Annotated in this window: 24 protein-coding genes; 11 read left to right on the plus strand and 13 right to left on the minus strand. The window is 38.1% G+C overall.

Annotated features, from left to right (window positions below):
- Entirely contained in the window at positions 1-1128 is a 1128-nt protein-coding gene (locus tag AOM43_RS08200; protein WP_226987457.1) for a DUF1207 domain-containing protein, read from the minus strand.
- A gap of 532 nt (positions 1129-1660) precedes the next feature.
- Between AOM43_RS08200 and AOM43_RS08205 the strand changes: the two genes are divergently transcribed.
- Positions 1661-2692 (plus strand): phosphoribosyltransferase-like protein, encoded by a 1032-nt coding sequence (locus tag AOM43_RS08205; RefSeq protein WP_006341996.1) that lies wholly within the window; start codon positions 1661-1663, stop codon positions 2690-2692.
- Positions 2693-2695: 3 nt separating this feature from the next.
- Here AOM43_RS08205 and AOM43_RS08210 read toward each other — a convergent pair whose 3' ends face one another.
- From AOM43_RS08210 to AOM43_RS08220, 3 genes are read right to left on the minus strand one after another with little or no spacing between them, the layout of a single operon-like run.
- On the minus strand, positions 2696-3484 hold the full coding sequence (locus AOM43_RS08210; RefSeq protein WP_006341997.1) for an ABC transporter permease: 789 nt from the start codon (positions 3482-3484) through the stop codon (positions 2696-2698).
- Positions 3481-4269 (minus strand): hypothetical protein, encoded by a 789-nt coding sequence (locus tag AOM43_RS08215; protein ID WP_006341998.1) that lies wholly within the window; start codon positions 4267-4269, stop codon positions 3481-3483. The genes AOM43_RS08210 and AOM43_RS08215 overlap by 4 nt, the downstream gene beginning before the upstream one ends.
- Positions 4262-5251, minus strand: coding sequence for an ABC transporter ATP-binding protein (locus AOM43_RS08220; protein WP_006341999.1), 990 nt, complete (start codon positions 5249-5251; stop codon positions 4262-4264). Before AOM43_RS08220 ends, AOM43_RS08215 begins: the two co-directional genes overlap by 8 nt.
- 143 nt (positions 5252-5394) lie before the next feature.
- On the opposite strand from AOM43_RS08220, the gene AOM43_RS08225 reads away from it, so the two are divergent.
- A complete protein-coding gene (locus tag AOM43_RS08225; protein ID WP_006342000.1) occupies positions 5395-6000 on the plus strand; it encodes a hypothetical protein in 606 nt (201 codons plus the stop codon).
- On the opposite strand, the gene AOM43_RS08230 is transcribed toward AOM43_RS08225, so the two are convergent.
- Together AOM43_RS08230 and AOM43_RS08235 are read right to left on the minus strand one after the other, a co-directional pair.
- The gene (locus AOM43_RS08230) at positions 5997-8366 is read right to left on the minus strand and encodes an ATP-binding protein (RefSeq protein WP_059359832.1); all 2370 of its coding nucleotides are present in this window, start codon (positions 8364-8366) and stop codon (positions 5997-5999) included. The genes AOM43_RS08225 and AOM43_RS08230 overlap by 4 nt on opposite strands.
- Before the next feature lie 106 nt (positions 8367-8472).
- On the minus strand, positions 8473-9840 hold the full coding sequence (locus AOM43_RS08235) for a sodium:solute symporter family protein (RefSeq protein WP_013925340.1): 1368 nt from the start codon (positions 9838-9840) through the stop codon (positions 8473-8475).
- 454 nt (positions 9841-10294) lie between these two features.
- On the opposite strand from AOM43_RS08235, the gene AOM43_RS08240 reads away from it, so the two are divergent.
- From AOM43_RS08240 to AOM43_RS08250, 3 genes are all read left to right on the plus strand, one after another.
- Positions 10295-11923: an inverse autotransporter beta domain-containing protein gene (locus AOM43_RS08240; protein ID WP_013925341.1), complete on the plus strand. Its 1629-nt coding sequence runs from the start codon at positions 10295-10297 to the stop codon at positions 11921-11923.
- A 47-nt stretch (positions 11924-11970) separates the two neighbouring features.
- Positions 11971-12561, plus strand: a complete 591-nt coding sequence (locus AOM43_RS08245; protein ID WP_006342006.1) for a hypothetical protein — start codon at positions 11971-11973, stop codon at positions 12559-12561.
- Between the two features lie 77 nt (positions 12562-12638).
- Positions 12639-13199: a hypothetical protein gene (locus tag AOM43_RS08250; protein ID WP_006342007.1), complete on the plus strand. Its 561-nt coding sequence runs from the start codon at positions 12639-12641 to the stop codon at positions 13197-13199.
- Here AOM43_RS08250 and AOM43_RS08255 read toward each other — a convergent pair.
- The 3 genes from AOM43_RS08255 to AOM43_RS08265 form a co-directional block, all read right to left on the minus strand.
- Positions 13196-14728, minus strand: coding sequence for an Npt1/Npt2 family nucleotide transporter (locus tag AOM43_RS08255; protein WP_059359834.1), 1533 nt, complete (start codon positions 14726-14728; stop codon positions 13196-13198). The two genes, AOM43_RS08250 and AOM43_RS08255, sit on opposite strands and share 4 nt — an antisense overlap.
- Before the next feature lie 263 nt (positions 14729-14991).
- Complete coding sequence (locus AOM43_RS08260; protein ID WP_059359836.1) at positions 14992-16104, minus strand: GNAT family N-acetyltransferase; 1113 nt, start codon at positions 16102-16104, stop codon at positions 14992-14994.
- Positions 16105-16114: 10 nt separating this feature from the next.
- Complete coding sequence (locus AOM43_RS08265; RefSeq protein WP_013925342.1) at positions 16115-17050, minus strand: DMT family transporter; 936 nt, start codon at positions 17048-17050, stop codon at positions 16115-16117.
- Positions 17051-17154: 104 nt separating this feature from the next.
- On the opposite strand from AOM43_RS08265, the gene AOM43_RS08270 reads away from it, so the two are divergent.
- On the plus strand, positions 17155-17565 hold the full coding sequence (locus AOM43_RS08270) for a DUF952 domain-containing protein (RefSeq protein WP_006342011.1): 411 nt from the start codon (positions 17155-17157) through the stop codon (positions 17563-17565).
- Between the two features lie 45 nt (positions 17566-17610).
- Here the strand turns inward: AOM43_RS08270 and AOM43_RS08275 are convergent, their stop codons facing one another.
- From AOM43_RS08275 to AOM43_RS08285, 4 genes are read right to left on the minus strand one after another with little or no spacing between them, the layout of a single operon-like run.
- Positions 17611-18072: a class I SAM-dependent methyltransferase gene (locus AOM43_RS08275; protein WP_226987462.1), complete on the minus strand. Its 462-nt coding sequence runs from the start codon at positions 18070-18072 to the stop codon at positions 17611-17613.
- A gap of 6 nt (positions 18073-18078) precedes the next feature.
- Complete coding sequence (locus tag AOM43_RS13765) at positions 18079-18240, minus strand: hypothetical protein (RefSeq protein WP_226987458.1); 162 nt, start codon at positions 18238-18240, stop codon at positions 18079-18081.
- Positions 18241-18277: 37 nt separating this feature from the next.
- Positions 18278-18697 carry a GNAT family N-acetyltransferase gene (locus tag AOM43_RS08280; RefSeq protein WP_006342013.1) on the minus strand — a complete coding sequence of 140 codons (420 nt, stop codon included), beginning with the start codon at positions 18695-18697 and terminating at the stop codon, positions 18278-18280.
- A gap of 5 nt (positions 18698-18702) precedes the next feature.
- Positions 18703-20880 carry a hypothetical protein gene (locus tag AOM43_RS08285; RefSeq protein WP_059359838.1) on the minus strand — a complete coding sequence of 726 codons (2178 nt, stop codon included), beginning with the start codon at positions 20878-20880 and terminating at the stop codon, positions 18703-18705.
- Positions 20881-21219: 339 nt separating this feature from the next.
- On the opposite strand from AOM43_RS08285, the gene AOM43_RS08290 reads away from it, so the two are divergent.
- From AOM43_RS08290 to AOM43_RS08310, 5 genes are all read left to right on the plus strand, one after another.
- Positions 21220-21747, plus strand: a complete 528-nt coding sequence (locus tag AOM43_RS08290; RefSeq protein ID WP_039377542.1) for a hypothetical protein — start codon at positions 21220-21222, stop codon at positions 21745-21747.
- Positions 21748-21753: 6 nt separating this feature from the next.
- Positions 21754-22320 (plus strand): inverse autotransporter beta domain-containing protein, encoded by a 567-nt coding sequence (locus AOM43_RS08295; protein ID WP_039377545.1) that lies wholly within the window; start codon positions 21754-21756, stop codon positions 22318-22320.
- A 261-nt stretch (positions 22321-22581) separates the two neighbouring features.
- Positions 22582-23127, plus strand: coding sequence for a collagen-like triple helix repeat-containing protein (locus AOM43_RS13950; protein ID WP_039377547.1), 546 nt, complete (start codon positions 22582-22584; stop codon positions 23125-23127).
- Positions 23128-23146: 19 nt separating this feature from the next.
- Positions 23147-23707, plus strand: a complete 561-nt coding sequence (locus tag AOM43_RS08305) for a collagen-like protein (protein ID WP_039377550.1) — start codon at positions 23147-23149, stop codon at positions 23705-23707.
- A 179-nt stretch (positions 23708-23886) separates the two neighbouring features.
- Positions 23887-25329, plus strand: coding sequence for a hypothetical protein (locus AOM43_RS08310; protein WP_039377553.1), 1443 nt, complete (start codon positions 23887-23889; stop codon positions 25327-25329).
- The last annotated feature ends 2 nt before the right edge of the window (positions 25330-25331 follow it).

Below are 25331 nucleotides of genomic sequence, written 5' to 3' on the forward strand. Positions count from 1 at the left end.
TTAATATCCATAGACGATACGAATACTAAAGTAATTATTTGCATATCGCTCAAACTGTCCATCAACAGAATAGCCATCATGATATTCAGCGAAGAGGCGCACTTTTTTGCATCGTCCGCAGATTTTCCCCCACTCATACCCTAAAGCATAGGTCATATCGACATGCTTCTTAAAATCGGCTTTATAGCGGCAATGCATGGCATAAAAAGGGACACCATACAGTTGCTGCCGGTGATCAATAAAGCCAAGTCCTTCTAATCTAAGCTCAGCTCCTGCCTCAGCATAAATACGACGCGTTTTGAATGATTCATCTTGGTGCAAAATTCCCCCAACAAGACCATAAAAGCGAATCTCATCTGTGAAATCATGCGACACAGAAAAATCTAAAAATTCAGCACTCGGGTTGCGACGGTCAAAGCATGGGTGCTCTAACAAAAATTCATCCCCGATATGTGAGGAGATGTGAAAGGCGCGCAACCTAAAAGACCACTTGTCGATCGCATAGGTAATGGGAATGGCGACATAGTAGTCTGCGTTAATTAATGGAGCGGATTCTTGCAAGGGTGCAAAAACGGCCCATAAAGCACCTTCAATCTCGATTTGCATTTGTCCACACCATGGCCAAACATAGAACCATCGGTAGAGCGGCAAAGTATCCCCATAAGAAACATCAATAACATTTTTAGCTAACGCTTGGTCATTAAAACGCCAACCCACCGAATAGCAAACCTGATGCGGATCCGCAATAAAAGGCCTGAAGAGAATAGGATCTTCTGGCAGCCAAACCCCCGTTAAACCATAGCGAGTACCTCTTGCGCGTTCAGATAAAGTAAAATCGTAGTAATCCCAGGGTGCTCCGTGAGAATAGTGGTGCCAACGTTTCCAATGTGCATAGCTTTCATTATCATTTTCTACACATTCATTTTGGCATTCTTCTTGATTGGTTTGTTCTTGGCGTTCTCCGTAGCCATAGCCTTCATGGGCTTGTTCATGGTCTGGTTGTAATGAGAATTCATTTAAGAATGCATCATTTGATTCCTCTGTTGCTTGTGCATCTGCAAAAAGAAAAGAAGTCGCTCCCATCCAGGTTAAGAAGACTAAACACGTTTTTTGAACGATCTTGCTCATCTGAGTTCCCATTTTATTAGTTTCCAGCTTTCTTGCATCAATTCAAGCAGGTGTTGTGCTATTCGAAATGCAATAAAAAAATAAATCTATAATGGATCTGAAAAAAAAGAGAAAGATAAAAAGCACATTTGTCGATATTGCCTGAAGATTATCTATAAACGCGTTTGCTTTGCCTGAAATATTTTGTCAACATGGTTCTACTGCTAATAGATTTGTAATCAATGCCCTAAACAACATCTTAAAAAACAAACTTTCATTTTAACTGAATAAAATAATTGAGCGAAATCGTTTATTTTGATATTTTTTTCGCATTAGTCATCTTTTTTTGTACGATTATGAACTTATGAAAACTAATTTATTTATGATCAAGACAAACTTTAGATACTTTTTTTTAAATGCATACAGATTTTTAATTTAAAAATCTAAAGCTTTTATTGTGTAGTCCAGATTTACATTTGCGTAAATGAAACGATTATTTTACCACACCGATTACTGAATTAATTAGCTATCTGCGACCAGGGATAAACCACTCATGGAAGCTTTCGAACGCTTTAAACTCGTCCTATTATTATTTTCCGCTGGATTTTCAAACGGTATTTCTTCAGCAGCGGAATTGTACAAGAAATTTAATGAAGCTCATATAACGCTTGCAGAAATTAATCATTGGCTTGATCAATTTGATCAAGAAGATCGTGAAGCTGCCATTATGCTTCTTCAACAAATTGACTACTATTCTTATCGACAATTAATTAAGGACCTTTCTTATTTACATAGACAAGTTCTAGCTTGTTTGAAAAAAGAAGGGTTTATTGAAGATGATAGCAAAGAAATTTTATTTAAAAATATTGACTTCTCAAAAACCTATCCAGCGAAAAGTGGCGACCTTATTTCCTACTTTTATCGCACCGCTAATAAAATCCGGGGCGTCGCTTTTAAAAATTTAGATGATCTGTACCGTGATGGAGAAGACAAATCCAATCGCTGCCTCATTATTTTAGATGACTATGCGAGCACAGGAACACAATTTTTATTTGAACAATATGCCACTGAGCATTACGACCTCTTTAATCATTATCAAAAAGTTTTTCATGTTGTTTTAGTAGCTAACAAAAGTGCAATTGAGAAATTTGAAAAAGTAAAAAGAGGCGACCATGAATCGCTTGCGCAGGATTTTTTTCAAATCCTGAATGTGAATGAAGAATCGGAAAAGAAAAAAATTTATGAAAATGTAAAAAAAATTCATTCAGACAAGCTAGAAATCATTTTTTTACATCAAGAGACGCCTCTCTTTGAAAAAACAAAAGATCAAGATTCTAAATCAACAGAGAAGATTGCGGATTTGCTTCAAAAATACTGCATGAAACAGTATTTAGGTGGGGGTTACGACACAAATGGACATACAGTCTTTTTTTATAATTGTCCTAATAATCTGCCCGAGATTTTGTGGAATAGTAAATCGAGAAAGCGGGATGGATCTCCTTGGACCCCCCTCTTTAAAAGAATTGAAGACATCAGCATTTACGAAATGTCTAAAGGCATTCCCGCTGAAGAGCAAATTTGGTAAAACTTAAATACGTAGTCCAAATTTATTACCCGATTCATAATGCTTAAGGCCCATATGAAATACGCAAAATGCGCCAAGTAAGAAAATCGAAGAACTCCCCATTAATAGCGCAAGTTTGATCCAAGAAAAATCTCGAATCAACGATACAGGCAGATTTCCAATGATACCTGCAGGGATCACGGTATACATCACAAGTTGCATGAATCCGGAGTAAATATTCGTTGGATATAGCGCAAAGAGATAAACAGAATCGAAATATTTTTTCGAAAGCGTTTCCACAGATCCCATCCAAAAAGGCAAACTGTGCGCAATAATACCTATAGAGACAAAAACCATACACCCACTTATAGAACTGATTACAATCAAACAAATGGAATCCCTTTGCAATCCTCCATAAATCATGAATAAGATCATCGTGAATAAATGCCCCCACCCTTTTGCCAATGAGCGTGAACTTGAAATGTGAATCAGTAAATTTTTGGGTTGCAGCATGAAAAAATCTAAATCTCCATTGATAATCATTTTTGAAAGCAGTTTAATCCCTCCAAATAAGACTTGCATAAGACCATATGCACCTGATCCGATGGCACTCAAGAGGATCATCTCTTCAATTTTCCAGCCATCGATATCATGAAACTGATTGAAAAAAATCCACCATAACGAAAAGAAAATGAAATTATTTAAAATCATGAGCACGGATTCAAGCAAAAAAGCGTTCTTGTTGCTCAAAGAGGCTTGGATACTTGTCTTGAGCAGATAGAACATAAAAACCATGGTTTTAAACACGCTCATCCTCCTTGAATATTTAAGATTTTCAATCCTCTTCGATAAAAAAAGATCAGACAAAGACATCCAAAAATGCACCAAAACATCCACATTCCTAAAAATACTAGAATATGTTCCCAGGTAAAATGCATAAATAAAGCACTTCGTTCTCCTAATATTGCAGGAAAAGGAGTCAGGTAAGCCATCACTTGCATCCACTCGGGAAAGACAATCAAAGGTAAGATGATTCCGCCAAAAATAAACAGAAGCCTTTCCCAAATCCACAAAAAAGGCTCAACGTCTTGCACCCAAAAAGCAGAAAGGCCAATCAGCATTTGAAAAATAATCCCTAGAATGCCTCCTAAAAAGCCAAATAATAGGAAAGCGAAGAAAGAGAGTGGGTGCACAGATAAAAGCCCGACTTGAGAGGAAGTAAATAGCAATGTCACCCCTCCTAAAACAAGAAGATTGATGCTTAAAACTCCGAAAGCTCCGGCAAATATCGACCCGAGATAGGAAATGGGTCTTGAAAGAAGATACGCTAGGCGCCCCGTGTGCAAATCTTCTTCTATTTCATTATGTGTGTCAGGAAGAGATAGTAAAACCCATTCATTGAAGGCGATGTACCACAAAAGTTGATCTGAAGAAAAGTCTATAGCCCCCACTTTTGCTGCAGCAACCTTCCAAAGAAACGAAAAAATCACTAAGCAGCTGACTAAAAAAATGCTCATGCCAATCAAAGCTTTATAGTTTTTCAAAGTCAATAAACAGGATAAGCGAAAAACCATTCCATATTTTTGCAAATTACGCATGAGAGGAATTCCTATAAAGGATTCGGATGACTTCTTCCATAGAAGGATCTTCAATGGTTACATCTTTTAAGCTAGCCAATTTCAAAGCTTCTCGAATCACTGCATCAATAGGAATCGCCTCTAAGTCAACTTCACAGATGAAATGATAATTGGCATTCTCCAGGGTTTTGATCCCTGGCAATGAAAGTGAAAGGCATTCTTCCGTCGTCACAAAAGTCAAAATTTTCTTTTTCATATAAGTTTTCTTCAAATCTCTGACTGAACTATCATGAATAATCGTGCCTCGATCCAAAACAATGACACGATCGCAAACTTGTTCAATATCGGCCGTATCATGCGAGGTCAAAAATAATGCAATTCCCTGATTTTTAGATAATTTGTTTAAAAAACCTCGAATTTTTTGCTTCGCATTGATATCTAAGCCAATCGTCGGTTCATCTAAGAAAAGAATCTTGGGTTGATGTAAAAGGCTCGCGACCAGCTCACATCGCATGCGTTCTCCCAACGAAAGTTGCTTAACAGGTCTGTTTAAAAGTGATTCGATTTCGAAAACTTCCACAAGTTCAGCTAGGCGTTGTCGATAGACGTTAGAGTTAATCTCATATATTTTAGCTAACAATGCAAATGTATCTGAAGGCGGTAGGTGATACCACAACTGTGTTCTTTGTCCAAAGACCGTCCCAATTTTATAACCTAAAGCTTGGCGATCTTTCCAAGGAGTTAAACCGAGAATGTCTATCTGACCTGCGGTGGGATGTAAAATGCCTGTAAGCATTTTAATTGTCGTCGATTTGCCTGCCCCATTGGGTCCAACAAAAGCCACTTTTTCACCTTCGTGAATATGAAATGAAAGACTGTGGATGGCCTCAATTTCTTTTTTTTGAAAAGAGAAAAGATTTTTAAATGTGCCCCAAATATGAGGAAAAGTTTGATTGACGACAAATTTTTTTGATAATTTGTCGATTTTCATGATGGGATGCATAGTTTTCTCTAAAAGAATTCGGTTCGATTTGCAAAAATGTATCTCTACCAAGGATTTCTCGTCCAAATGATTTTTGCAAATTGCAAATATCGATTGAGTGAATTATAAAAGTTTTTGATATTTAAGAAAAAAGGAGCAACGTTATGTTACCATTGCCACTCGAGCCATTAGCCCTTCACGATAGTGGTATTATTGTATTTAGACGCCCCTTACACGAACTTGGATCTCGCATAAAAAAGGGGAAGTCGATTTCTGGTGAACTTCTCAAACAGTCCATCATCGTTCTCGCGCTAAGCATTTTCAGAGGCCATTTCTATCAAAACATCCTTTTGCTTAGACCCGAAGCCTTATATCATAGTTTAGAAAAAACAGTCTCACATGTTAAAAATTCAGGACAAAAATTTTGCTCAACACCTGGCACTTTACCCACCCCTTACTTCACAGCTCAGGATTTGGAGTCGTTTACCAAACGATATCCGTGCTTATTAGAAAGTGCACATTATTTTAAGCCCATATCTGAGGGTCTTCAAAGCGATGATCATCCTTTTAGAATATCCAGTGCTTTAAACGGTCCTATGGTGTTAATCCCTGATTTTAGTGCTTACAAAGAGATTTCGCCTCAAACTGTCAGATCGTATTTTGATAAAGCTTGGAGCATCAAGTTTCCATCTACAAAAGCGATGAGGCATGCTAAACGAGTAACACAATTGACGTTTGCTAAATTGTACCATTTCTCTTCTCAAAATTAGGAAGGTAAGGGCCACCATAAAATGGCCACCGTTTCAACTACCAAATCTGTTTTACGCGGCCTAATTGACACTTTATCTAATGGAATTTCATCGACGTTTTTACTTTGGATCAGCAAAATTTCTTTTTGCAAAGAACTTTCAAGCTCATCCAACTGTTGCTGATAATCCTTCACACTTTCCTCTGCACTTGCCACATCTTGAGATTCTTTTCCTATCTTGCCAGCCTTTTTTAGGGTCGATCCCGCTTCAGAAATTCTTGTGCTAGAAAATATTTTTTTCCCCAAAAAAGCACCTAAGAGCGTCCTGCCTAGAGAAATCAATGTATCAAACTTTTGCTGACCTGCTTGCTGCTGCTGTTTGGTTAATTTTTCTTGAGCTCGCCGCATTCTATCTTGCAGAGTTTGAATCTTATCCGCATAAGCCTTGCGCAATTTTTCGACATCGGCATCACGTTTCTCACGCAATAATTGTGCAAGGCGAGCCCGGAAATCACCTTCACTCTCCCCGATTTTTGAAATCGATTTTAAATCTGAGGATTTGAATAAATCCAATGTTTGGCTTTGGTATAAAAAATTTAAGAATGATTTTTGATAACCCGGATAGTTTTTAGCCTGCATGAAGTCCGCCGGAAGCTCTTCAAACATCCCCTTTTTAGGTAAATCTTGCGTTAAACTTTCTTTTCCACCTGGAAGATTAGAGCCTTCACTCCACTGGACTTCATTGCCTGTATCGGCCATCCCTGCGACATAGACATAGTCTTGCCAAGTGTCTACGTCATTTTTTGAATCGATAAAATGGGCCTTCCCAATTGCTAAGACTAAAGGACGATAAGTTTGTTCAGGAGAATCTGTCGCTTTTTTAGAGGTATATTCCTGAACACCAGGAGGAACTAAAGGCTTTTGTGAGCGCGAAACACCTGCAAAAGGTTGTTGAGCTGTAACTGCAAGTTCCTCTTGTTTTCGCTCTACCTGTGTGGTTAGAGATTGAATTTGAGGTAATGTCAAAGGTCCTCTTAAATACGAGAGAGTCCACCGAGTCTGAAACAAGACAGAAGCTTTTAGATGGACATCCTTCATCACAAACGTGCGTTTTCCACACATGGACAATAGTTTATGCATTTCATTCGGATCGCTATCTTCAAGCGAAGCCATTTTTAACCCTTCCTCAATGCGGGAGCGATCACGATCTGTTTGCAATTTTCCTATAAACCATGTTCCACAGTTGGATAACCCTTTATAATCTAAGTCAACAGGGTTTTGAGTAGTCAGAACAACCCCCAATCCAAAAGCTCTAGCTTGCTTAAGTAGGGTCAACATGGGTGTTTTGGAAGGAGGATTCGCAGTGGGAGGAAAATATCCATAAATTTCATCCATGCAAAGAATCGCTCTTAAACTCGATGTCCCCGATTGTCTACGTATCCAAGCCAATGTTTCGTTCAAAAGAAGGGTCACAAAAAACATCCGTTCAGATTCTGATAGATGTCCAATGGATAAAATAGAATGTCGAGGTTTTCCGTCTTTCGTATACAAAAGACGTTGAATATCCAGTGGTTCCCCTTCCATCCAAGCTTGAAAGCCAGGAGAGGCCAACAAGTTGTTTAAGGAGATCGAAAGATTCAAGCGCTCTTTAGCAGGGTAAAAGGTCTCAAGATCAAATACACCAACTTTATCAAAGGGGGGTTTTTGAATTTCCTGAATCAGCGTAGCTAAATCGAGATCACGATTCTCTTTCCATGCTTTTTCAAAGATGGTTGAAATTAGAATATGCTCTTTACTTTTGATTGGATCTGCATCGATGCCCAATAATCCGAGCAAGCTTGAGGTAGTGGATAGGATACGATCACGAAAAGCAGAAGTATCTAAAACAAGCTCTGGAGGAGGTGCTCCAAAGGAATTTAGAAGAGAAATGGGTAAGCCTGCTTGACTCGCAGGGGTATAAATGGTGGTTTCCACACTATTTTTATATCTGGCAATTCTCTTAGCATCTTCTCCCCATTCAGCCAGTCCTTCTTTCCAGTCCTTTGCCACTTTCGCCGCATAGGCCTCTTTTGTTTCGCCATTTCGAGAGGCTTCATCCGCATCAATCCAAGGTAAAAAATCTTCCGGTTTCAAATCTGGAAACGCTAAAAGCAAATTACCCAGATCGCCTTTCGGATCGATGATAATGGCCGGAATTCCATCTAAAGCAGCCTCTTCTAATAAGACAATCCCAAGACCCGTTTTCCCGCTGCCAGTCATCCCCACACATACAGCATGTGTCGTCAAGTCTTTAGAATCGTAAAGCAAAGGATGGTCTGTTTCCTTGCCATTGGATGGATTGATTAGCTTTCCTAGATAAAAAACGCCGAGCTTGTCTATTTCTTGCATGGGAAACCTCTATCTGTTTTTTTTACCTTAAACAAAAAGAGTTTTTTTAAAATCAAAAAAAATGGGAGAACCTTTTATTTTGAATAAGAGATTCTCCCCGCAAAGGCTATGACTGTGCATATTCTTGAGAATTGGTTCTAAATAGCCAGGCACCAAAAAAATAACCTGAAAGGGAAAAAGCCAGGCTGCAAACTTCTCGCCCAATTTCTAAAGATGTCCATCTAAAGAGAATAAAGCCTAAAGCTCCACACAGCATCGCAGATCCGGCGGCATATTTATTCCCCTGTTTTTTATAGAGAGCAAAACACAAAGGAATGAATAAACAGCTAACAGAAAGTTCATAACTTAAAATCAAAAGATCTACAATATTGTTAAAGTAGAATGAAAAGAATATACCCGATATGGCAATCAGTGCGGAAATAATCTGAGAAAACCGCACACTATTCATGCTAAAGCCTGTAAATCTGAAATCTTGAGACAAATTAGAACTGACCGCGTTAATTAAGGAATCTGCAGTCGAAATGATAGCAACCAAAATGGCGCAGCAAACCAATGAAGTCACAAATGGATTTGTCATTTGTTGGATAACACCCATTAACACACTACTTCCTACAGGGATCTGAATTTCGCTATTTCTAGCCATGATTCCAAAAAAGATCGGGATCATACTAACAAAAAATGTGCATGCCGCCGCACAAAGGGTCGCCAAGGAGACAATCCTTGGAGATTCCGCTGCGAAGCAACGTTGGCCCATGTCTTGCTCAATGACCATAAAGAGTAAAGGCATGAGAAGCCATCCCGAAAATTTCGACATGTCAAATGTAAAATTTTCACCGACAAATCCTTCCGATAATGCCACACTGAGAGGATATTCAAGATTGAAAACGGCGTAGCCAAAGCAAAGAAAAAAGACGATGACAAAAAAACCTGCTTGAACTGCATCTGTTGAAATCACAGCTTTTAGGCCGCCTACGCAAGTATAAATAATCACAATGCCCCAAAAGATAAAAAACCAGATTGGGTTATCAACACCTACACTCAACATAAACTTTTTTGAAGCTATAATTTGAGCAATAAAGATGGCAAAAAGGGAAAGTATCGAAAGAATGGAGGCAATTTTTTTTAGGGTGGAAGATTTATAAACCACCTCAAAAATTTGAGCAACTGTGGAAACTTTAAATTGAGAAAGCTTTCGTCCGACCCCAACTCCAAGCAAAACTAGACCCAAACAAGCTCCTAAAGGATAGAGAAAAACACTCCACCCAAACTTATAAGCTTCTTCGGCCGCTCCCAAAATAAGTCCACCCCCTACTTGAGTCGCTAAAAAGGTCATCATTAACGGAAAAAAACGAATTTGCTTTCCTGCTAAAAAGTAATCTTCTTGTGTTTTCGTCTCTTTAGCTGATTTACTTCCTACAAATAAGCAAATCAATTGGAGACCTAATAAAGTCATAATAAAAGTCGTCAAATCCATAACATCTCACTGAAATAAAATAATTAAATTATTCAGACAAAAAATATCGATTTAGATTGTCTGTTTGTAAATTCTTAAAATGTAAAACGAAAAATGTAAACTTATTTTAAAAATAAGCTTAGCAAGAATGGATATGACGATGGTGATGATGAACAAGAACAGATGCGAAGAAAAGTAGATTTGAAGCGTTTAATGAATAAAACTGACCCGGCAAAAACCTGTCAAATCTCTGTAGGCTCTTTTGCATATCAAAATTCCTTGTTGAATCATTTCCAATATAGCAGCTTAAAAAACACACTTTTTTGTTCAAGCTTATTGGGAGAATAACATAGATCAGAAAAAAAATCTATAATATATTTTATTTCACCCTTTTTTCTACAAAAGGATTGACATTTTTTTATCGCTCCCTTATCAAATTAAAAATCGCATAAACATCAAGAAGGATTTTTTAAAAATGCTATCCCGAATTTTCTCCTGCAAAATTGCAATGCCTTTTGTCTGTCTAGCGACTTTCAACGTTGGGATTGCTCAAGAAGCTTACCCTAATAATAACATCCCCCAATATGAAAGTGCTTATTCACAAGAAAGCTATTATCCTTCTCATCATTCATACCATCCTCAAGATCAGAGAGGTGAATACGCCCCTTATCCAGATCAACAGCAAAGCTTTTATCGCCAAGATGAGCAAATGATTCCTCATCAAGGGTATTACCCAACAAGACATCATAACCAGCCAGCGAATCCCGACCTGTACGATCAGCAAGAATACGATCCTCGCCAAGCAGCACCTCATGAAGGACCCCTCTATCCTCGACAAGGAATGACACAGCAAACTTACCCAAATCCTCAAGCACATTCTTTTATTCACGGTGGACCTCAATACGAACCACAGTATGAAGAGCAACCATCTGATTATTATCCTAATCAACAACAAGGTGAACCTTATCACCACGCACCCGGACATCAACCACGTCGAAATATTCCTAACCGACAATATCCCAATGAGCCATACCATAATGGCCCTCCCTATCAATCTCATGGAAGTTATCCTGAGCAACCTTACTCGCGTTACCCCCAACACGACGGGCCCTATCACGAAGCTCCCATGTATCATTCTCCAGGCTATTCTCCTAATCAAGCCCCTTATCATGACGAAGAGCCTGTCTATGGAAGTGAGGGCAATTTACACATATTGCAAGCTCCAAATGAGGAACAAACTCCCCCGCCTCCTTATGATGGGTACCAAATCGATGATTCTCTTAACACACCAAGATGGTGTCAATTTTCTGAGTTTGGATATGTGCGTGGAGCTTATACCTTTGGTGAGGGAATCGGTATTCGACATAATTATTCAACATTAACAGCCCTTTTTGCCCCTCTCGTCCCCTACGATGATTATTATCCCTTTTTAGATCTACGAGCCCACTACATCAAAAATAAACGTTGGGCAGCCAATGTAGGCGGAGGTCTTCGATGGAGAGATTGCATGACAGGCTTCATCTTTGGAGCAAATCTGTATTATGATTATCGCAATACAACTCAGACGGATTTTAATCAGTTTGGATTTGGACTTGAATTCTTTACGAACTGTTTTGAAATGCGCTTGAATGCTTATTTCCCTGTGGGAGATGTTACTCATTGTGAAGACCATGTCTTCAGCGATTATATAGGCCCTTACTATGCTGTATGCGGCTTAACTGAAATTGCTCAAAAAGGTGTCGATCTCGAAGTCGGACACACCTTCTGGAAATGTCCTTACTTTTCTGTTTTTGGAGCCATCGGTGGCTATTATTACACAGATGTTTGCGGACATCGCCACCATAACCATAACAATGAAAAGCGGTGGGGAGAAAAAGCTCGTGCATGCATTAACGTAGGCTCTCTTTTAAGTCTTCAAGCCCGATTTTTTCATGACAATCACCAAAATAGTTTTTGGCAAGGAATGGCCATGTTGTCAATTCCACTTGATTTCTGTTTTGGGATAGCCTTGAGAGAAAATTATAATCGCGTATTCACACAACCAGTTGAACGAAATGAAATGATTGTTAAAAGGAGATATTGCAATTGGTCAAGTAACTGGTAAAAATATTTAAACTATTAATCCTAATTTTTGATTAGAGAAGGAAATTTATGCTAAAAAAATGCACAACATCACTGCTTGTTGCCCTGACAGTGTTTTCGAGTAGCTATGCATGGGAAGAGCATCAAGGAATAGAGGCTAAAAAAAAGCCTCCCGCAACTAAGCCGGGGCCTCCGGGGCCTCCAGGGCCACAAGGCCCTCCAGGACCTCCGGGAGTTTTTCATGTAAGCTATGCCTCTGCTTATGGCGAAAGGCAAACGATTGATTCAAACCATGTATTTATACCCATCACATTTGAGCATCAACGAACAACCTCTATTGGAATGGAACATCCTGTTTCGAACCAATACGAACGGTTTAAAATTCAAAACAGTGGTGTCTACCATATTGGTTGGGCCATAACAGCAACAAGTGAAAGTGACGATGAGATCGAGATCTCTCTTTTCAATGTGACTCAGGGAGCTCCTTTTCAGTCTGATACATTGGGAAAAGCTAGTTTGGTGGCAAACCAAGCTCAAGTCATCTCTGGACAGACCATTGTCCCTTTGACGGCTGGTACTCTTTTTGAATTGCAAGTAGCGAGTTATTTTGGAAATGCCCTTATACAACCTTCTATTACAGTCATGCAAATTGCTCCGTAAGTGTGTTTTTCACTGAACAACCTGAGTTGTTCAGTGAAAATAAAAATAATTTCAAACAAGACTGATCAAGGAAAGCAATGTTAAAAAAATCTGTTTTACCTTTTATTTGGACTCTAATGCTTTTCACTTCTGAGATGCATGCTAAATGCGAAAAGCCCGCACAAGGCCCTAGAGGGCCAACTGGAGAGCCAGGCGCTCAAGGCCAATCTTTAAGCTTAAGCTCAGGATATGCTTCTAGCTATGGAGATTTGCAAGTATTAAATTCGGGAAATTATTTTCCTCTTCATTTTAATCATGCACGTGTAACGCCTGCCCATATTGCGCATCCGTTTAACCATAACGACACCTTATTTCAAGTGCAAAAAGATGGAATTTATCTTATTGGGTGGACGTTTATTCTTTCTAATGATGTGGACGATATCGTTTCATTAGGTCTTCAAAATGTCACACATATGATTAATATTCATCCTTTTCCACAAATGGAAACACATTTAGCAGCTAATCAAACCAAGGTTTTGTCAGGCCAAACGATCGCTCTATTACAAGCAAAAACAGTTGTTCAATTTGAAATTTTGAGTCAAGAGGGAAACTTAAAAGTCTCCCCCTCATTGATTGTGATGCAAATCGACGCAGATTAAGCCGCCGGTTGCAATTGTTTTTGAACGGGGCTTGGCCCCATTTTAATTTGCACTCGATTCTTTAAAAAATACACGGCAGTAAGCCATCCAAGAACAGAAATAATAATGATTGGAGTGAGGAAATGTGCGATACTTAAAACAGAACTCACACTCATGCATTCCATAAGCCCTACTTGAATCCAAGAAGAACCAGATTTTCCAAAACGTGAAGCCACAACATCCACTGCGGCCTTCCCTTTTGTTTTCGTTTCTTCATCCAATGAAATGTAAGCCATCTCCTTGGTCGGATCAAACAAACAGTATTTCATCGATTTGCATGCCACATTATGTAAAGCACCACAAATCACAATAAGAGTCAAAGCGCTTGTTCCTATCGCCATAGGTGATTCCGCATAGTAGGCTTGAGAAAGATAGGTACCTAAAAAAATCGCGGAAACAACTCCAAGTACAATTGGAGTTAATTTGGCACCACCGCCCCACCCAAAAGTTCGAATAATATTTCCCCCAGCAAACAATGAGAGGAAAAGAGATAGCCACCCTGTAATAGAAGAAATAAGGCCCATAAAAGCTTGATAATCATTCGAATCGGGGTACTTCAATTTTAGCGTCGCTTTCCAAAGGACTTCAACCATATTCACAGAAAGACTATAGCCGATCACCATCAAAGCAATGCATCCTAAATTGGGAGAAAATAGAATGTGGACTAAACTTTCTTTCAAAGACAAAGCTGTATCCTTCTTTTCACGCGCTACAAATTGCTCACCATTTTTGGCAATGTTCCGATCCATTAACCAATATACACCAATAATCACCAAATTCACCAAAGTCACAAAACCCATGAGATACTGAATTGTCAATAAATACTGGCTATTCACAAAAGATTGCGTAAAATACCAAATCAGGTAGCCCGCAGCAATGATTCCGACATGCCCACCCGCCGATAAGATCGTGTAAAATCTAGAGGCTTCTTTGATCGTATTAATTTGATTTGCAAATCCCCAAAAAAGTAGGCCTATTACGACTCCACCCCAAAGTTCTGCCATGAGAAAGAATAAAGAATCCATCCAATTGCGATAGACAGCCACCCAATGCCCTCGTTCTTCTCCAAGTACAGAGAGCAGCCAATTGGCAGATTCTGTGGGAGAGAGTAAATCGCGATTGGGATAAAGGAAAAAGCCATATATAGCAAAAAAGGCAAGGAATGGAAATAAAGTGAAATAAAATAACCGGGAGGAGGAAAGATGATTGCTGAGCTTGGAATAAACAATCATAAAGAGAAAAGCAAAGAACAAAACAAAAGAGCCTTTTAAGATCGGGATAGTTTCGGCTCCAAACCCTTTTGTCACAATTAAGGTATCTTTCGTCGCATGAAGAATTGCAAAGTTGAATGAAACACAAAATTTTAAGAGGATGAGAGAAAACACTTTTTTATTTTCGAAACAATGAACAGGCCATAATCTCCTGCGCCATTTGCTTAATTCGTCGGAAGGCTCCGCACTGTGTTCGTCTATGTGAGAAATACAACTCATGTTAAAAAATCTCCTATAGAGAAACTTTCACTGTTATGTATCATGATTAATGGGATATTTTTTTGCATCAAAGTCCAATAACTATTAGCAGTATATTTTTTTTTGCTTTCCAAAAAAGGCTATCAAACAAACAGTTTTTATTCAAGAGGTTTAAAATAAACACATTCGCTCTTCTTCGGACCTCGTAATTTTGCTTATATGTTTTTTTTACAAACCATTTATCGAAATCTGAAGATAATCATTTCCCCAAAAAAAATGATTTCTTATCCCTCTACGACGCCCAATAATCGAATAGGCGCTTCGGTCCCACATGTGCGAATAGGAATCACCATCACATGTCCTCCAGTTGGAGGCATTTGAAGAGCATTCGCAATATTCTCTACAATAAATTTACCCGCTCCTAAAATGAGCGCATGTACCGGAAATCCTTCAGTGGAACGGTCTGGTGAAAGCGTATCAATTCCTATTCCAGCTATAGATTTGGAAATCAGATATTCTGCTGCAGATTTTGAAATATTGGGAAATTGGTATTGATTATGATACTTAACGGGCTCTTCCCAATATTTGTCCCAACCCGTACAAAAAACCACAAAGTCATTCGGCCTTAGCTCTCTATGTAATCTTTCAAAATTTTGAATATCCTGAGAATTAATTGTATAATGCGCATGCGCTCGATCTGAAACATCAATCACTACGCAGGGTCTAATCAATGACTCCAAAGAGAATCCTTCAACCGTCTTCCCCCCTGAAATACAATGAGCAGGAGCATCCATGTGGGTTCCCACACCAGCAAACATTTCAATGTGCTGGACAACGAATAGGTCCTGTGGATCTGAAATGGTAGCATGTTGAAAGCCACATGTCATATCCCAAGTGGGGATAGTATCTTTCAAAACATGTGTCAAATCTATCCACTTAAAAATGGATAGAGAGAGAATCTTTTGCAGGTACACCCTTGAAAAGGCAGATCCTTGCTCCGACTTAAATAGGGGCTTAAATCCCTGAGCTCGATAAAAGTTAAATGTATGGAGAGACGCGGGATGATTTTCCCTGGGACTCAGAGTTTCTACGGTTAATGAACAGCATCCCTGTGACAAACAAAATGCCTCTGCATAAAGCATTAAGGCTCTTCCTATTCCTTTTTGACGATCCTCTTTTTTAACTCCTAGCCAAAAGAGATGAGCTGTCTTTGGATAGGGAAATGCAAGGCAAATTAGTCCCTTACACTCTGTATTTTGAATCCATCCGAAACAACATTTTTCGCTCACATCTTGCGCATAAACGTCTGAAATCCCAAGCTCCTCGGACAAAGTAACAGTCATTTCACGGAAGGCTTTCTCGGCATCTAAAGGATTTAGCTTAAAGATAGGCTGCATCGATTTGCCTTTATGCCGCATGTTGAGGAGATAATGTCTTTGTCGCTCGAATGCCGTAAATCACGGCACTTAATAACACACCGATGCCAAAAAATTCTCCAAGTGGGGGCAAGCGCTGTTCAAACGCATAAACAAACAGTAATCCAAAAATGGTTTCAAAAATGGTCAGTTGTCCAGCCATTGTGACCGGTAAATAAAGACTTGCTTTATTCCAAAGATACGCACCAAACCAAGAACATACCACACCTAAAATTAAGCAACCGATTAAAAAGCGATATAAAGCCGAATTGAGAGTGGTATATTTTTCTAATTCAAAATCACTAAAAAAGAAAAACAATCCAAATCCCCATAAAAAAGCCCAGAATAGAGTGGAAACACCAACTAAGGTAGACCATGTTGTCGAAGTCATTTCTGGAGTACTTTTTAAGAATTGTGAATTGGCAACCACATACCAACTCCAAGCAAAAACAGAGACAAAACTTCCGATAATTCCAAAACCATATTCAGAAAATGATTGAGCACCTCTCAGATAAGGAAAATTAATGCCAATCAATCCCAATAAAATAAGAAGGGAAGGAAGAATTAAACTTTTAAAATTTCTTGAGTTTTCCATCCAACTTCCATAAAAAGAAATTGTGATGGGACTAATGCTTAAAACGAGAGTGCATACGGCCGGATTTGAATAGCGCAATGCCAGAACTAAACAAGTATAGTACAGGACCGTGGACACAAAAGAAAAACCAAGCGCACGCAACCAAATCTCTAAAGGATAGGATTTTCTAAGCTTGCTTTGGCTTAAAAAAATACTGAGAGAAATGAAACCATAGACAAGATATCGCCCCAAAACAACCTCAAAAGAGCTAAACTCATTCATCAGTTGCGGAATAATAAATATCAATCCCCAGACAAAACAGGCAGCTAAAGCAAATACAATTCCCTTGAACATAAATGAAATCAATCTTAAAGTTTAAATAAGCTTTGGGCAAACATGCAATTTATTTTATAGAATGATTCAAAATGTCGCAATTATTTAGTAAATAAAGGAAGATTATGCGTTTTATTTTTCTTTCTCTAACCCTACTCTTTAATCTAGCATTTCACAATGCCAAGGCTGAGCAATCTATGATTTCAGATAATTCGCATGATTCTCCCCCTAAGTTTTTATATAAAATCATCTCAACAGATGACTGGCAAAAAAGCATGCAAAGTAAAAGCATTGTGCTTTCTCCGATTGATAAAGACTTTATCCATCTCGCCGAAGAAGAACAAATTTCTCATATTGTTCAAAAATTTTGGTTTGGGAAAAATTACGTTCTATTAAAGCTAGCTGCGAACAAATTAAAAGGACGTTTGATCTATGAAAGGAATCCTGGAGGGAAGACAAAATATTTTCATCTCTACGAAGGTGGGATTTTTTTTGATGCCGTCTTAGAAGCAACAGTGGTTAAGGTTACTAGATGAAAAAAAACAAAAGTGTGATTTACACACCTTTGTTTCGCTTTAACATTAATGAAATCTCTTGCGCGCGATACAATGAAAGCGACGTGTTGGAAGCTCTCGGAAATCAAATTGCTCGAACCACTGAATTTCAAAGTTTTTCAATAAATCCATAATCGCTTGCACCGAGTAATGTCTAACAACAAATTGATTCTCGGCAACATGCAATCCCCAATCATTAAATTCTTTGAACCCATTCACATAATTTCCCTGAGAAAATGAATGCTCACAAATTAAAAAATCGGAAACATAAAGAATTCCTTTGTTTTTCAAAACTCTCCAAATATCTGCCATTAGCAGTTCGCGTTCCAGCGCATTCGATATATGATGAAGAGCTGAAGAGAGCACAACCGCGTCAAGAGAAGCATCTAAGCAAGGGATGTGCATTCCCTTTTCCAGAACACGTAGATCCAGCTCTGGATAAATGAGTTTCCCTCTTTCGATAGCGATTGAAGAGGAATCAAATCCGATGAGATTTCAGTATCCGTTAGCTTTAAATTCATACAATAAATGGCCCTGATTGCACCCATAGTCCACAATTTGAGACTGCAAAGTCAAAAAGGGGTGCAACTTATCTAGAAAAAAAGATTCTTCACATTCTTTAGCAACGATCATATTCCAATGTTCTTGAGCTAACATAAGATCTGTCCTGATATAAATAATGTTTTGTGTAATATTACAAATTTTTCCTTAGAAAATACATTTTAGATTGCTTTTCATAGCCTTCTCTAATGAATTCGACGTGATATCCTAGCTTTTGATAAAAAGGGAAAGCTTCCCAATCCATCGTTGTAACGGTTAAAAAGGTACAATTTCTTTCCTTGGCCACCTTTTCTGATTCTGTCATTAAACGGGTGCCCCATCCCTGATTTCGAAGGGGTTTGTCTATCCATAGCATGTCGACATACAAACAACCATAGTAAGTTACCCCATGAAGCCCACCCTTGATATTTTCTTTTTCATCTTTAATAAAGATCCCAAAAGAACGGATGGGAGCCATGTGCTTTGCAGCGTAAGCTCCCTTATTGATTCCTTGCAAAAGCGTAGAAGCTTCTTTTTCAGAAACCTCTTCATTTATTTGTAAAGTGAACGGCATAAATTTTATTTCGCTATTGGTTCAAAAACATTCTCTTTATTTTTATTTATCTCTAACCAACGCTTTTGTTTATCCGTAAGCATTTTAATATGCTCTCCATCTAAAAATGGTTTCGCTAAATGAAAGGCTTCGCTTGGTAATTGGGGTAATAGCCTACGTGTTCTGAGACTACTTTCAGGCCACATTTTATCGAAACTTTCTTTTGTAAGCTTCGAATAGTCAAAAGCAAGAACTTGCTGATCACTTAAAGCGGTCCAGTGTCCTTCCAAAAAGAATGGAATGAGTTGATAGAGCTTTTCTATGGGTAATACTTGAATCTTTTTTTCGAAATTTGAATTCTGAGCTGAAAAAATTTCATAAAATATAGCCGAGTCAATCTTCGTATAGTCTAATTGACTTAACACACCCAAACTTAGCTTTCCCCAATCCCCTTCTGTAAAATACGGAATAAGTGCGTTTATCGATTGTATAGATAATTTTTCCAATAAATTCCATTTTTCCTCGCTTTCTCGACTAAATATTGACTCAAATGCCTTTTGATCAATTTCGTGTTTTGAAAAGTCAAAATAAATGATCTGTTTTGGAGTTAACTGTTTCCAATGTCCGGTGTAAAAATGGGGATAAGCATGGTAGATTTGATGCGTGGATAAGGATTTAATTAAATCATAGCCCAATGTTTTGCTAAAAAACCTCTTTAAAACATCCTGATCAATTTCAGAAAAATCTAACTGGATAATCTGATCTTTGGCCAAATAATCCCAATGACGGTCCGTAAAATATTTTTTCACATAGTTAATCTGAAGATCGCTCAATTTTCGAAACAACTTAGGAATCTTAGGTCCATTAAAAATGGCATCAAAATCCGTTTGTTTCATCAGAGAATAGTCAAGACCTAAAATTTGATCTTCGGTAAATTTTCTCCAATCTTCTACTGAAAGGAATTTTCTGATCTCGTTTATTTGACATGAACTTAAAGCTCGTAAAAGCGCATCTGAACGTTCAGATTGATTAAAAATTGCCGCAAAAATTTCTTCGTTTTTAATATGAACAAAATGTAAGGCCAAAATTTGTTCATCTTTTAAGCGAGAAAATAATCTCGGAGGAATATTATTGACACAGTTATTAATTTGTATTGAAGTCAGCATGTGCACACGTGATTCAGAAATGAAGAACATCTCAATTTGCTCTGTTGACATATGCTTTATCTGAAGATCTTGGATAACTGAATCTGAAAATAAACAAAAAGCAAGAGGAGGAAGATGGGTCATCCATTCGTTAATCCGTTTTGCCCCTAATTGATATAAATGAATCAAAGAGATCCCTTGAATGTGTTTTGGAGAGACTATGGTAGAGTCTAATTTCTCTTTGTGCTTCTCAGCTAGATCAATCAGCCTTTTTCTTAAAACTCTTTCAACAAATTCCGGGTCAACATGTCCTATTATTGTTAACGTTAACAGCGGAAATTCTTTATCTGAAATAAGTCCGAATTTTAAAAATGATTCTTTCCATGCGGGAATAAAATCCCCCAAAATTAGCTCACAATGGCGAATACTCTCTAATCTTTTTTTAAGTTGCATTGCTTGGTCGAAATTTTCCAATCGCGTCGACATAGCCTTTATTGCAACATTTGTTGAAGAACAATCCATCACCTTCAGAAAATCTACAAGTGGAGTATTTAAAAATTCCTCAGACAGAAAATATTTTCTCGCTAAAGGCTTATTTAATGCATGCTTTTCCGCATTGATTTGTAAGCTTAAAATAGGAGGAAGTTCTTCTTCCTGCTTTATATCGGCCTCAGTTTTTACATGTTTTATGACCGATTTTTTTTTATTTACAGAAGGAGATGCATGACCAAAATTATTCCTTCCTACATCGATTAAAAGAGCAAAACGTATACCTGTCTTGTTTCTTTTTATATACTTTCGAAAACGTCGAGACAAATAGATAGATCCAAAAGAAAAAAGAAGGGATAAACCCGCAAAAACCTTTCTAAACGCCATTTCACGCTTTGAAAAAAGCCGCACTTTTTTTGCAACTAACTTATAGCGCCTACCTTGATAGTCTTCTCCAACGGGAAGAGCATTTTCATCGATAATTCGATCTTTATCCTCAAATTGGACTTCACCCCACTTAGAAAAAGAATCCATTTCCTCGAGGCTTTTTATAAAGAGAACTCTACTCATAGTCATTTCATTTGTTTAAATCATTTGGTTCGTAATCGATCATGTTTTCATAATTCTGTGAGAAGGTTTTTTTTCTTAAAACATTTAAAAACCTTCTTTAATTCCTCATTTTTCAAAATCAAAAAGCAAAGATAAGAGAATAAAGTTTTTTTAAGAATTGGCGCAAGTAAATATGCAATCCTAATTTTACATTGTCATTCTCTCAAAAAACTTGATCCACAAAAAAATACCTTTACCATTAATACCTAAATTTTTATATCAAAATTTTAAGAACCTCATTTAAGGGTTATTTCAAAAAGTTTTAAAATTCGAAATGTATATGTGAGGATTCCACGATAAATGAAAAAGCGCGCCTCCCTTTTGCTCATTTTGTTGTTTCTAATGCCAGTCCATTTATTCGCCATCCGATGTTGTCCTACCCCTTCTGGCCCTCCTGGAATTCCAGGTCCCATAGGCCCTACCGGTCCCACAGGCCCCACTGGTCCTGCGGGCCTCAATGGAATAAGTCCGATAGGTCCGACGGGTCCGACAGGTGTTCAAGGCCCTACAGGTGCGGCAGGAACCAACCTTTTGAATATTTGCTTTCCGGGAGCATTCATCTATGGACGCATTGCAATGCCTCTCTCTGGAAGCGTTACAGCACTTGGCCCTGGATATCTTTATACCGCCACACCAACCTCACTCACGATTTTTTATGCACCTGCCGTATTTGGGAATAGTGCCACGGCAGAAGGATTGCGAGGGGGAGCAACATCCGTAAGAGTCACACGTACGGGAGCTGAAGATTCTTCCATCATTATTTACGAAGTGGAACCTCCAGGCGCAGACTACATAAATTTTTTTATCACAAACTGCTCCTCCTTATAAAACACTATGAAAAAATATTTACTCATTACTCTTATCTTTTTTTTCTCTATCCATCAAGCAACTCACACTAATGAATATTTTAAAACTTATCTTTCTTATAAAGGCGGAAATGATGGATTGGGATATCATTCAAATTATGCTTCTTTGGATTTAATGTGTTTCCCACTGCCTCTCGAAGACATAACGACATTTTCAGATCTCAAAGGGCATTGGTTGACTCGACATCATTATGCAGTCAATGCAGGCGTAGGATTTAGAAAGATTTATGCTCCTCAAACTATTTGGGATGCAAATCTTTTTTATGATCATCCTAAATCTAGCTATGACCATTACAATCAAGTCGGACTAGGATTAGAATTATTTCATGAATTATGGGAACTTAGACTCAATGGAGCCGTCGCTTTGGGACACACAACAAAACGGAATAAAACATTTGTTTATACCGATGTTTTTTTTGTAAAAAGACACTTTCACGAATATGCATTCTTATTTGTAGAAGCGGAATTAGGTAAAAAATTTATTTTTTTTGATAACATTTCCCCTTTCATGGGCATAAGAACCTATTATACGTGATCTCGATTCAAAAATAACGCACTTGGAGGTATTTTCAAATTGCGAGATACTTTTTATAGGTATTTCACTCTAGAAATTTCCGGAACATATGATCGTATTTTGCACTCTTGCTGTGCAGGCAAGTCTAACCATCTAATTTCCTTGGAATTGGAGAAATTGTGCCTCATGTCACGAATTGTTATATGAGCGTGTTTATCGAAATGAAATTATTCCGTTAAAAAGATCCTGCTATTGGACGAAAATTACTAAAAGGCTCTTCTAATGAAAAATTTATATGATTTACCGTTACGCATATCCCTTATGCTAACAGTTTTTCTTTGCTCTCTGAGCCAACTTGAAGCGAGCAGTTGTATTCCGGGACGCAAAGGATCTCCAGGAGCTCCAGGAGATCCAGGACCAATGGGACCAACAGGTCCAACCGGAGAAGATGGCCCTGCAGGAGCCACAGGACCGGTAGGCCCCACAGGTGCGACAGGCCCGGTAGGCCTTCCGGGAAATCAAAAGCTGAATGTTTTACCTTGTTCAGGTCAAACGACCATGATTCCTATATCCATTACGCTGCCTCCCCTCGGAGCCTCTTCTGGATCAACAGTTTTTTTTACTTATACGGCGACTCCTACACAGCTCACAATTGACATGGCAAGCTCAGACCAATTTGCTTTGGTTGTGATGCCAGGCTTAACGACTTTGACTGATCAAATTAGTCACACAGTGACCCAGACAGCACCTAATACTTTTGAGATTAATTTAAGTGATGCAGCAGACTATATAGGGATTGCACTAATTGGCTGTCCACCCGTTGACTAAAAATCTTGAGGATATCAACATGCGCAAACAGATTCTCGTAACAACATTATTTTTAACAATTTGCTTTAACAATTTATGCGCTACCCAACATGCAGCGACAAGTATTGCTGACCCAGAATCTGCACAAGGACTTTCAGGCCCTAATGGTCCAAAAGGCCCTACAGGTCCTATGGGACCGACGGGCGCAGCTGGATTGCCAGGTTCTCCTGGGATGACAGGAGCAACTGGCCCTACGGGTGCAACAGGACCATCAGGACTACAAGGAGCTGAAGGAGATACCAATGTTTCGATTTACTGCTTTACCAACCTTACATTTGGAATTATTGACTTTCCCTCTGCAGGAACAGGACAAGGTTACACGTGGGAAACCTCAGCAAATTCTGTGATTTTAAATTTTCTTCCCCCTTTTACTTCTAATGTTACCGTTGTAGCAGAACCCTTTTATTTAGGAACAGCTGGTGCTGCCATTATACCCTCGATCGAACGCTCAGGAAGTTCTGTTACAATTAACTTCACAACGGGTGGTGTGCCGACAACGCCAGACCAAGTACGCTTTATTGCAGTGGAATGCGGCGGTTAAATCTTTTTGCTCTTTTGATGTGTTAATCCTTAACACATCACAACAGTTACATCAATTTTTTTTGAAAAAAACAAAACTTCTTATTAAAAGATTCGGAAATTAAACAAGAGATTAACAAACAGCTTGTTTAATATTCTGCTAATTTTTGTAAAATGATGAAATATAGTAACTTGGAGTATATGATGACTGTTCATAATGTAAATCATCCGCTTAATTTCCCCAATGAAACGTCTACTGCCCAAAAACCTCAGCCAACATCTAAATCGCATTCATTTTTAAAAATAATGAATAAAAATAACATCAATTCTATTCCTTCTTCATTTAAACAAATTCAGCCACATACCCATATGATTATTCCCCCCATGAATATCGCCCGCAGCATCGCTCCTGAAGCTAAAGGGATGTCATCATTGCCCTCCACTGTATATGTAAATGGCCGGATTGTTTTTACTGCGGGAGAAAAATTAGAACAGAAAGAGGCTTTTATGCACCTTTTAAAAAATATTTACTTGTCTGGCTTTAAAAATTTTGGCATCCAGTCGATTTCCCTCACAAACGACCTCGATCTTTTTTTAAAAAAAATGACCGAGCAAACAGAAACCGGCATTCAATTTCAACAAAACATTAAAAAATATTTATGTGCGTATAGCATCATACATTTTGGCAAATTAAAAGAACTTTTTAGCAATGAATTTCCATCTACTATTATACAGTGGGATTATTTAAAAAAATGCATGAAAGAAATAAAGAAAAAGTCTCAGCATTTGCGAGAAACTAATCCACAAGAGCTTGAAAGAATTGTGACGAATTATTTCATAAAACTCATTATTTACAGCAACAGCTCTTTTCAAAATACCTTAGATTTTCAATCTAATCTTCTTGCAAAGATGACAAATCAAGACCAAGAAAGCTTGCAATTTCAAGAAATTGTCTCTTGCTTAGCAATACGTCAAAAAATCACCTTAAATGGTGATTTAAGGAAATTAGAAAATTTATTCTCTAAGCAATTTCCTGATATCGCGATCAATTGGAAAGAATTCGAAAATTTCATATTAAAAACAAAAGAAAATTTGGATGAATTTTACCAGGATCACGCCACGTATAAAAAATTAATGTTCACTGAGTTCATAAAATACTTTGTTCCCGCTTATGAAATTTTGCAATTCATGACGATTAACCAATTGCAATCCATTAAAATACTCCTAGAGAGCATTTTCCCACGCTTTAACGATGAAAATAGCAAGCAAAAAATGGTCATTCGTGACTTTACACCCATAGATGAGAGCCATAAAAGTGCTGAATATTGGATAAACTGTGATGCGAAAGGCTTCTCGAATACATTAGTGAAAAATAAGGGGATTTATCCAAAACAAAAAAATGGACTCCACGGGCATGACACAACACAAAAAATCGCGACGCTTTATCTAAAATGGATGGTATCTAAACCATCGCAAAATGAACTTCACACACAACTCACTCTTGATTCTTTAGAGTTGACTCCATATGGAGAGAATCAATTTGAGAAAGTTGTGAAAAATTTTAGAAAATGGGAGATGCCACAAAATGTGACAAACTCCACATCGGAGAAGACGTATATCAAACTCAGTTTTGTATCACTCTAAGG

The sequence above is a fragment of the Parachlamydia acanthamoebae genome (genome assembly GCF_000875975.1).
In the GTDB taxonomy this organism is placed as follows: domain Bacteria; phylum Chlamydiota; class Chlamydiia; order Chlamydiales; family Parachlamydiaceae; genus Parachlamydia; species Parachlamydia acanthamoebae.

What these genes read in the sequence shown, in the direction of transcription:
- AOM43_RS08200 (WP_226987457.1), bottom strand. Translation starts at nt 1,128, where the DNA reads ATGAGCAAGATCGTTCAAAAAACGTGTTTAGTCTTCTTAACCTGGATG.
- AOM43_RS08205 (WP_006341996.1), top strand. Translation starts at nt 1,661, where the DNA reads ATGGAAGCTTTCGAACGCTTTAAACTCGTCCTATTATTATTTTCCGCT.
- AOM43_RS08210 (WP_006341997.1), bottom strand. Translation starts at nt 3,484, where the DNA reads ATGAGCGTGTTTAAAACCATGGTTTTTATGTTCTATCTGCTCAAGACA.
- AOM43_RS08215 (WP_006341998.1), bottom strand. Translation starts at nt 4,269, where the DNA reads ATGCGTAATTTGCAAAAATATGGAATGGTTTTTCGCTTATCCTGTTTA.
- AOM43_RS08220 (WP_006341999.1), bottom strand. Translation starts at nt 5,251, where the DNA reads ATGCATCCCATCATGAAAATCGACAAATTATCAAAAAAATTTGTCGTC.
- AOM43_RS08225 (WP_006342000.1), top strand. Translation starts at nt 5,395, where the DNA reads ATGTTACCATTGCCACTCGAGCCATTAGCCCTTCACGATAGTGGTATT.
- AOM43_RS08230 (WP_059359832.1), bottom strand. Translation starts at nt 8,366, where the DNA reads ATGCAAGAAATAGACAAGCTCGGCGTTTTTTATCTAGGAAAGCTAATC.
- AOM43_RS08235 (WP_013925340.1), bottom strand. Translation starts at nt 9,840, where the DNA reads ATGGATTTGACGACTTTTATTATGACTTTATTAGGTCTCCAATTGATT.
- AOM43_RS08240 (WP_013925341.1), top strand. Translation starts at nt 10,295, where the DNA reads ATGCTATCCCGAATTTTCTCCTGCAAAATTGCAATGCCTTTTGTCTGT.
- AOM43_RS08245 (WP_006342006.1), top strand. Translation starts at nt 11,971, where the DNA reads ATGCTAAAAAAATGCACAACATCACTGCTTGTTGCCCTGACAGTGTTT.
- AOM43_RS08250 (WP_006342007.1), top strand. Translation starts at nt 12,639, where the DNA reads ATGTTAAAAAAATCTGTTTTACCTTTTATTTGGACTCTAATGCTTTTC.
- AOM43_RS08255 (WP_059359834.1), bottom strand. Translation starts at nt 14,728, where the DNA reads ATGAGTTGTATTTCTCACATAGACGAACACAGTGCGGAGCCTTCCGAC.
- AOM43_RS08260 (WP_059359836.1), bottom strand. Translation starts at nt 16,104, where the DNA reads ATGCAGCCTATCTTTAAGCTAAATCCTTTAGATGCCGAGAAAGCCTTC.
- AOM43_RS08265 (WP_013925342.1), bottom strand. Translation starts at nt 17,050, where the DNA reads ATGTTCAAGGGAATTGTATTTGCTTTAGCTGCCTGTTTTGTCTGGGGA.
- AOM43_RS08270 (WP_006342011.1), top strand. Translation starts at nt 17,155, where the DNA reads ATGCGTTTTATTTTTCTTTCTCTAACCCTACTCTTTAATCTAGCATTT.
- AOM43_RS13765 (WP_226987458.1), bottom strand. Translation starts at nt 18,240, where the DNA reads ATGTTAGCTCAAGAACATTGGAATATGATCGTTGCTAAAGAATGTGAA.
- AOM43_RS08280 (WP_006342013.1), bottom strand. Translation starts at nt 18,697, where the DNA reads ATGCCGTTCACTTTACAAATAAATGAAGAGGTTTCTGAAAAAGAAGCT.
- AOM43_RS08285 (WP_059359838.1), bottom strand. Translation starts at nt 20,880, where the DNA reads ATGAGTAGAGTTCTCTTTATAAAAAGCCTCGAGGAAATGGATTCTTTT.
- AOM43_RS08290 (WP_039377542.1), top strand. Translation starts at nt 21,220, where the DNA reads ATGAAAAAGCGCGCCTCCCTTTTGCTCATTTTGTTGTTTCTAATGCCA.
- AOM43_RS08295 (WP_039377545.1), top strand. Translation starts at nt 21,754, where the DNA reads ATGAAAAAATATTTACTCATTACTCTTATCTTTTTTTTCTCTATCCAT.
- AOM43_RS13950 (WP_039377547.1), top strand. Translation starts at nt 22,582, where the DNA reads ATGAAAAATTTATATGATTTACCGTTACGCATATCCCTTATGCTAACA.
- AOM43_RS08305 (WP_039377550.1), top strand. Translation starts at nt 23,147, where the DNA reads ATGCGCAAACAGATTCTCGTAACAACATTATTTTTAACAATTTGCTTT.
- AOM43_RS08310 (WP_039377553.1), top strand. Translation starts at nt 23,887, where the DNA reads ATGATGACTGTTCATAATGTAAATCATCCGCTTAATTTCCCCAATGAA.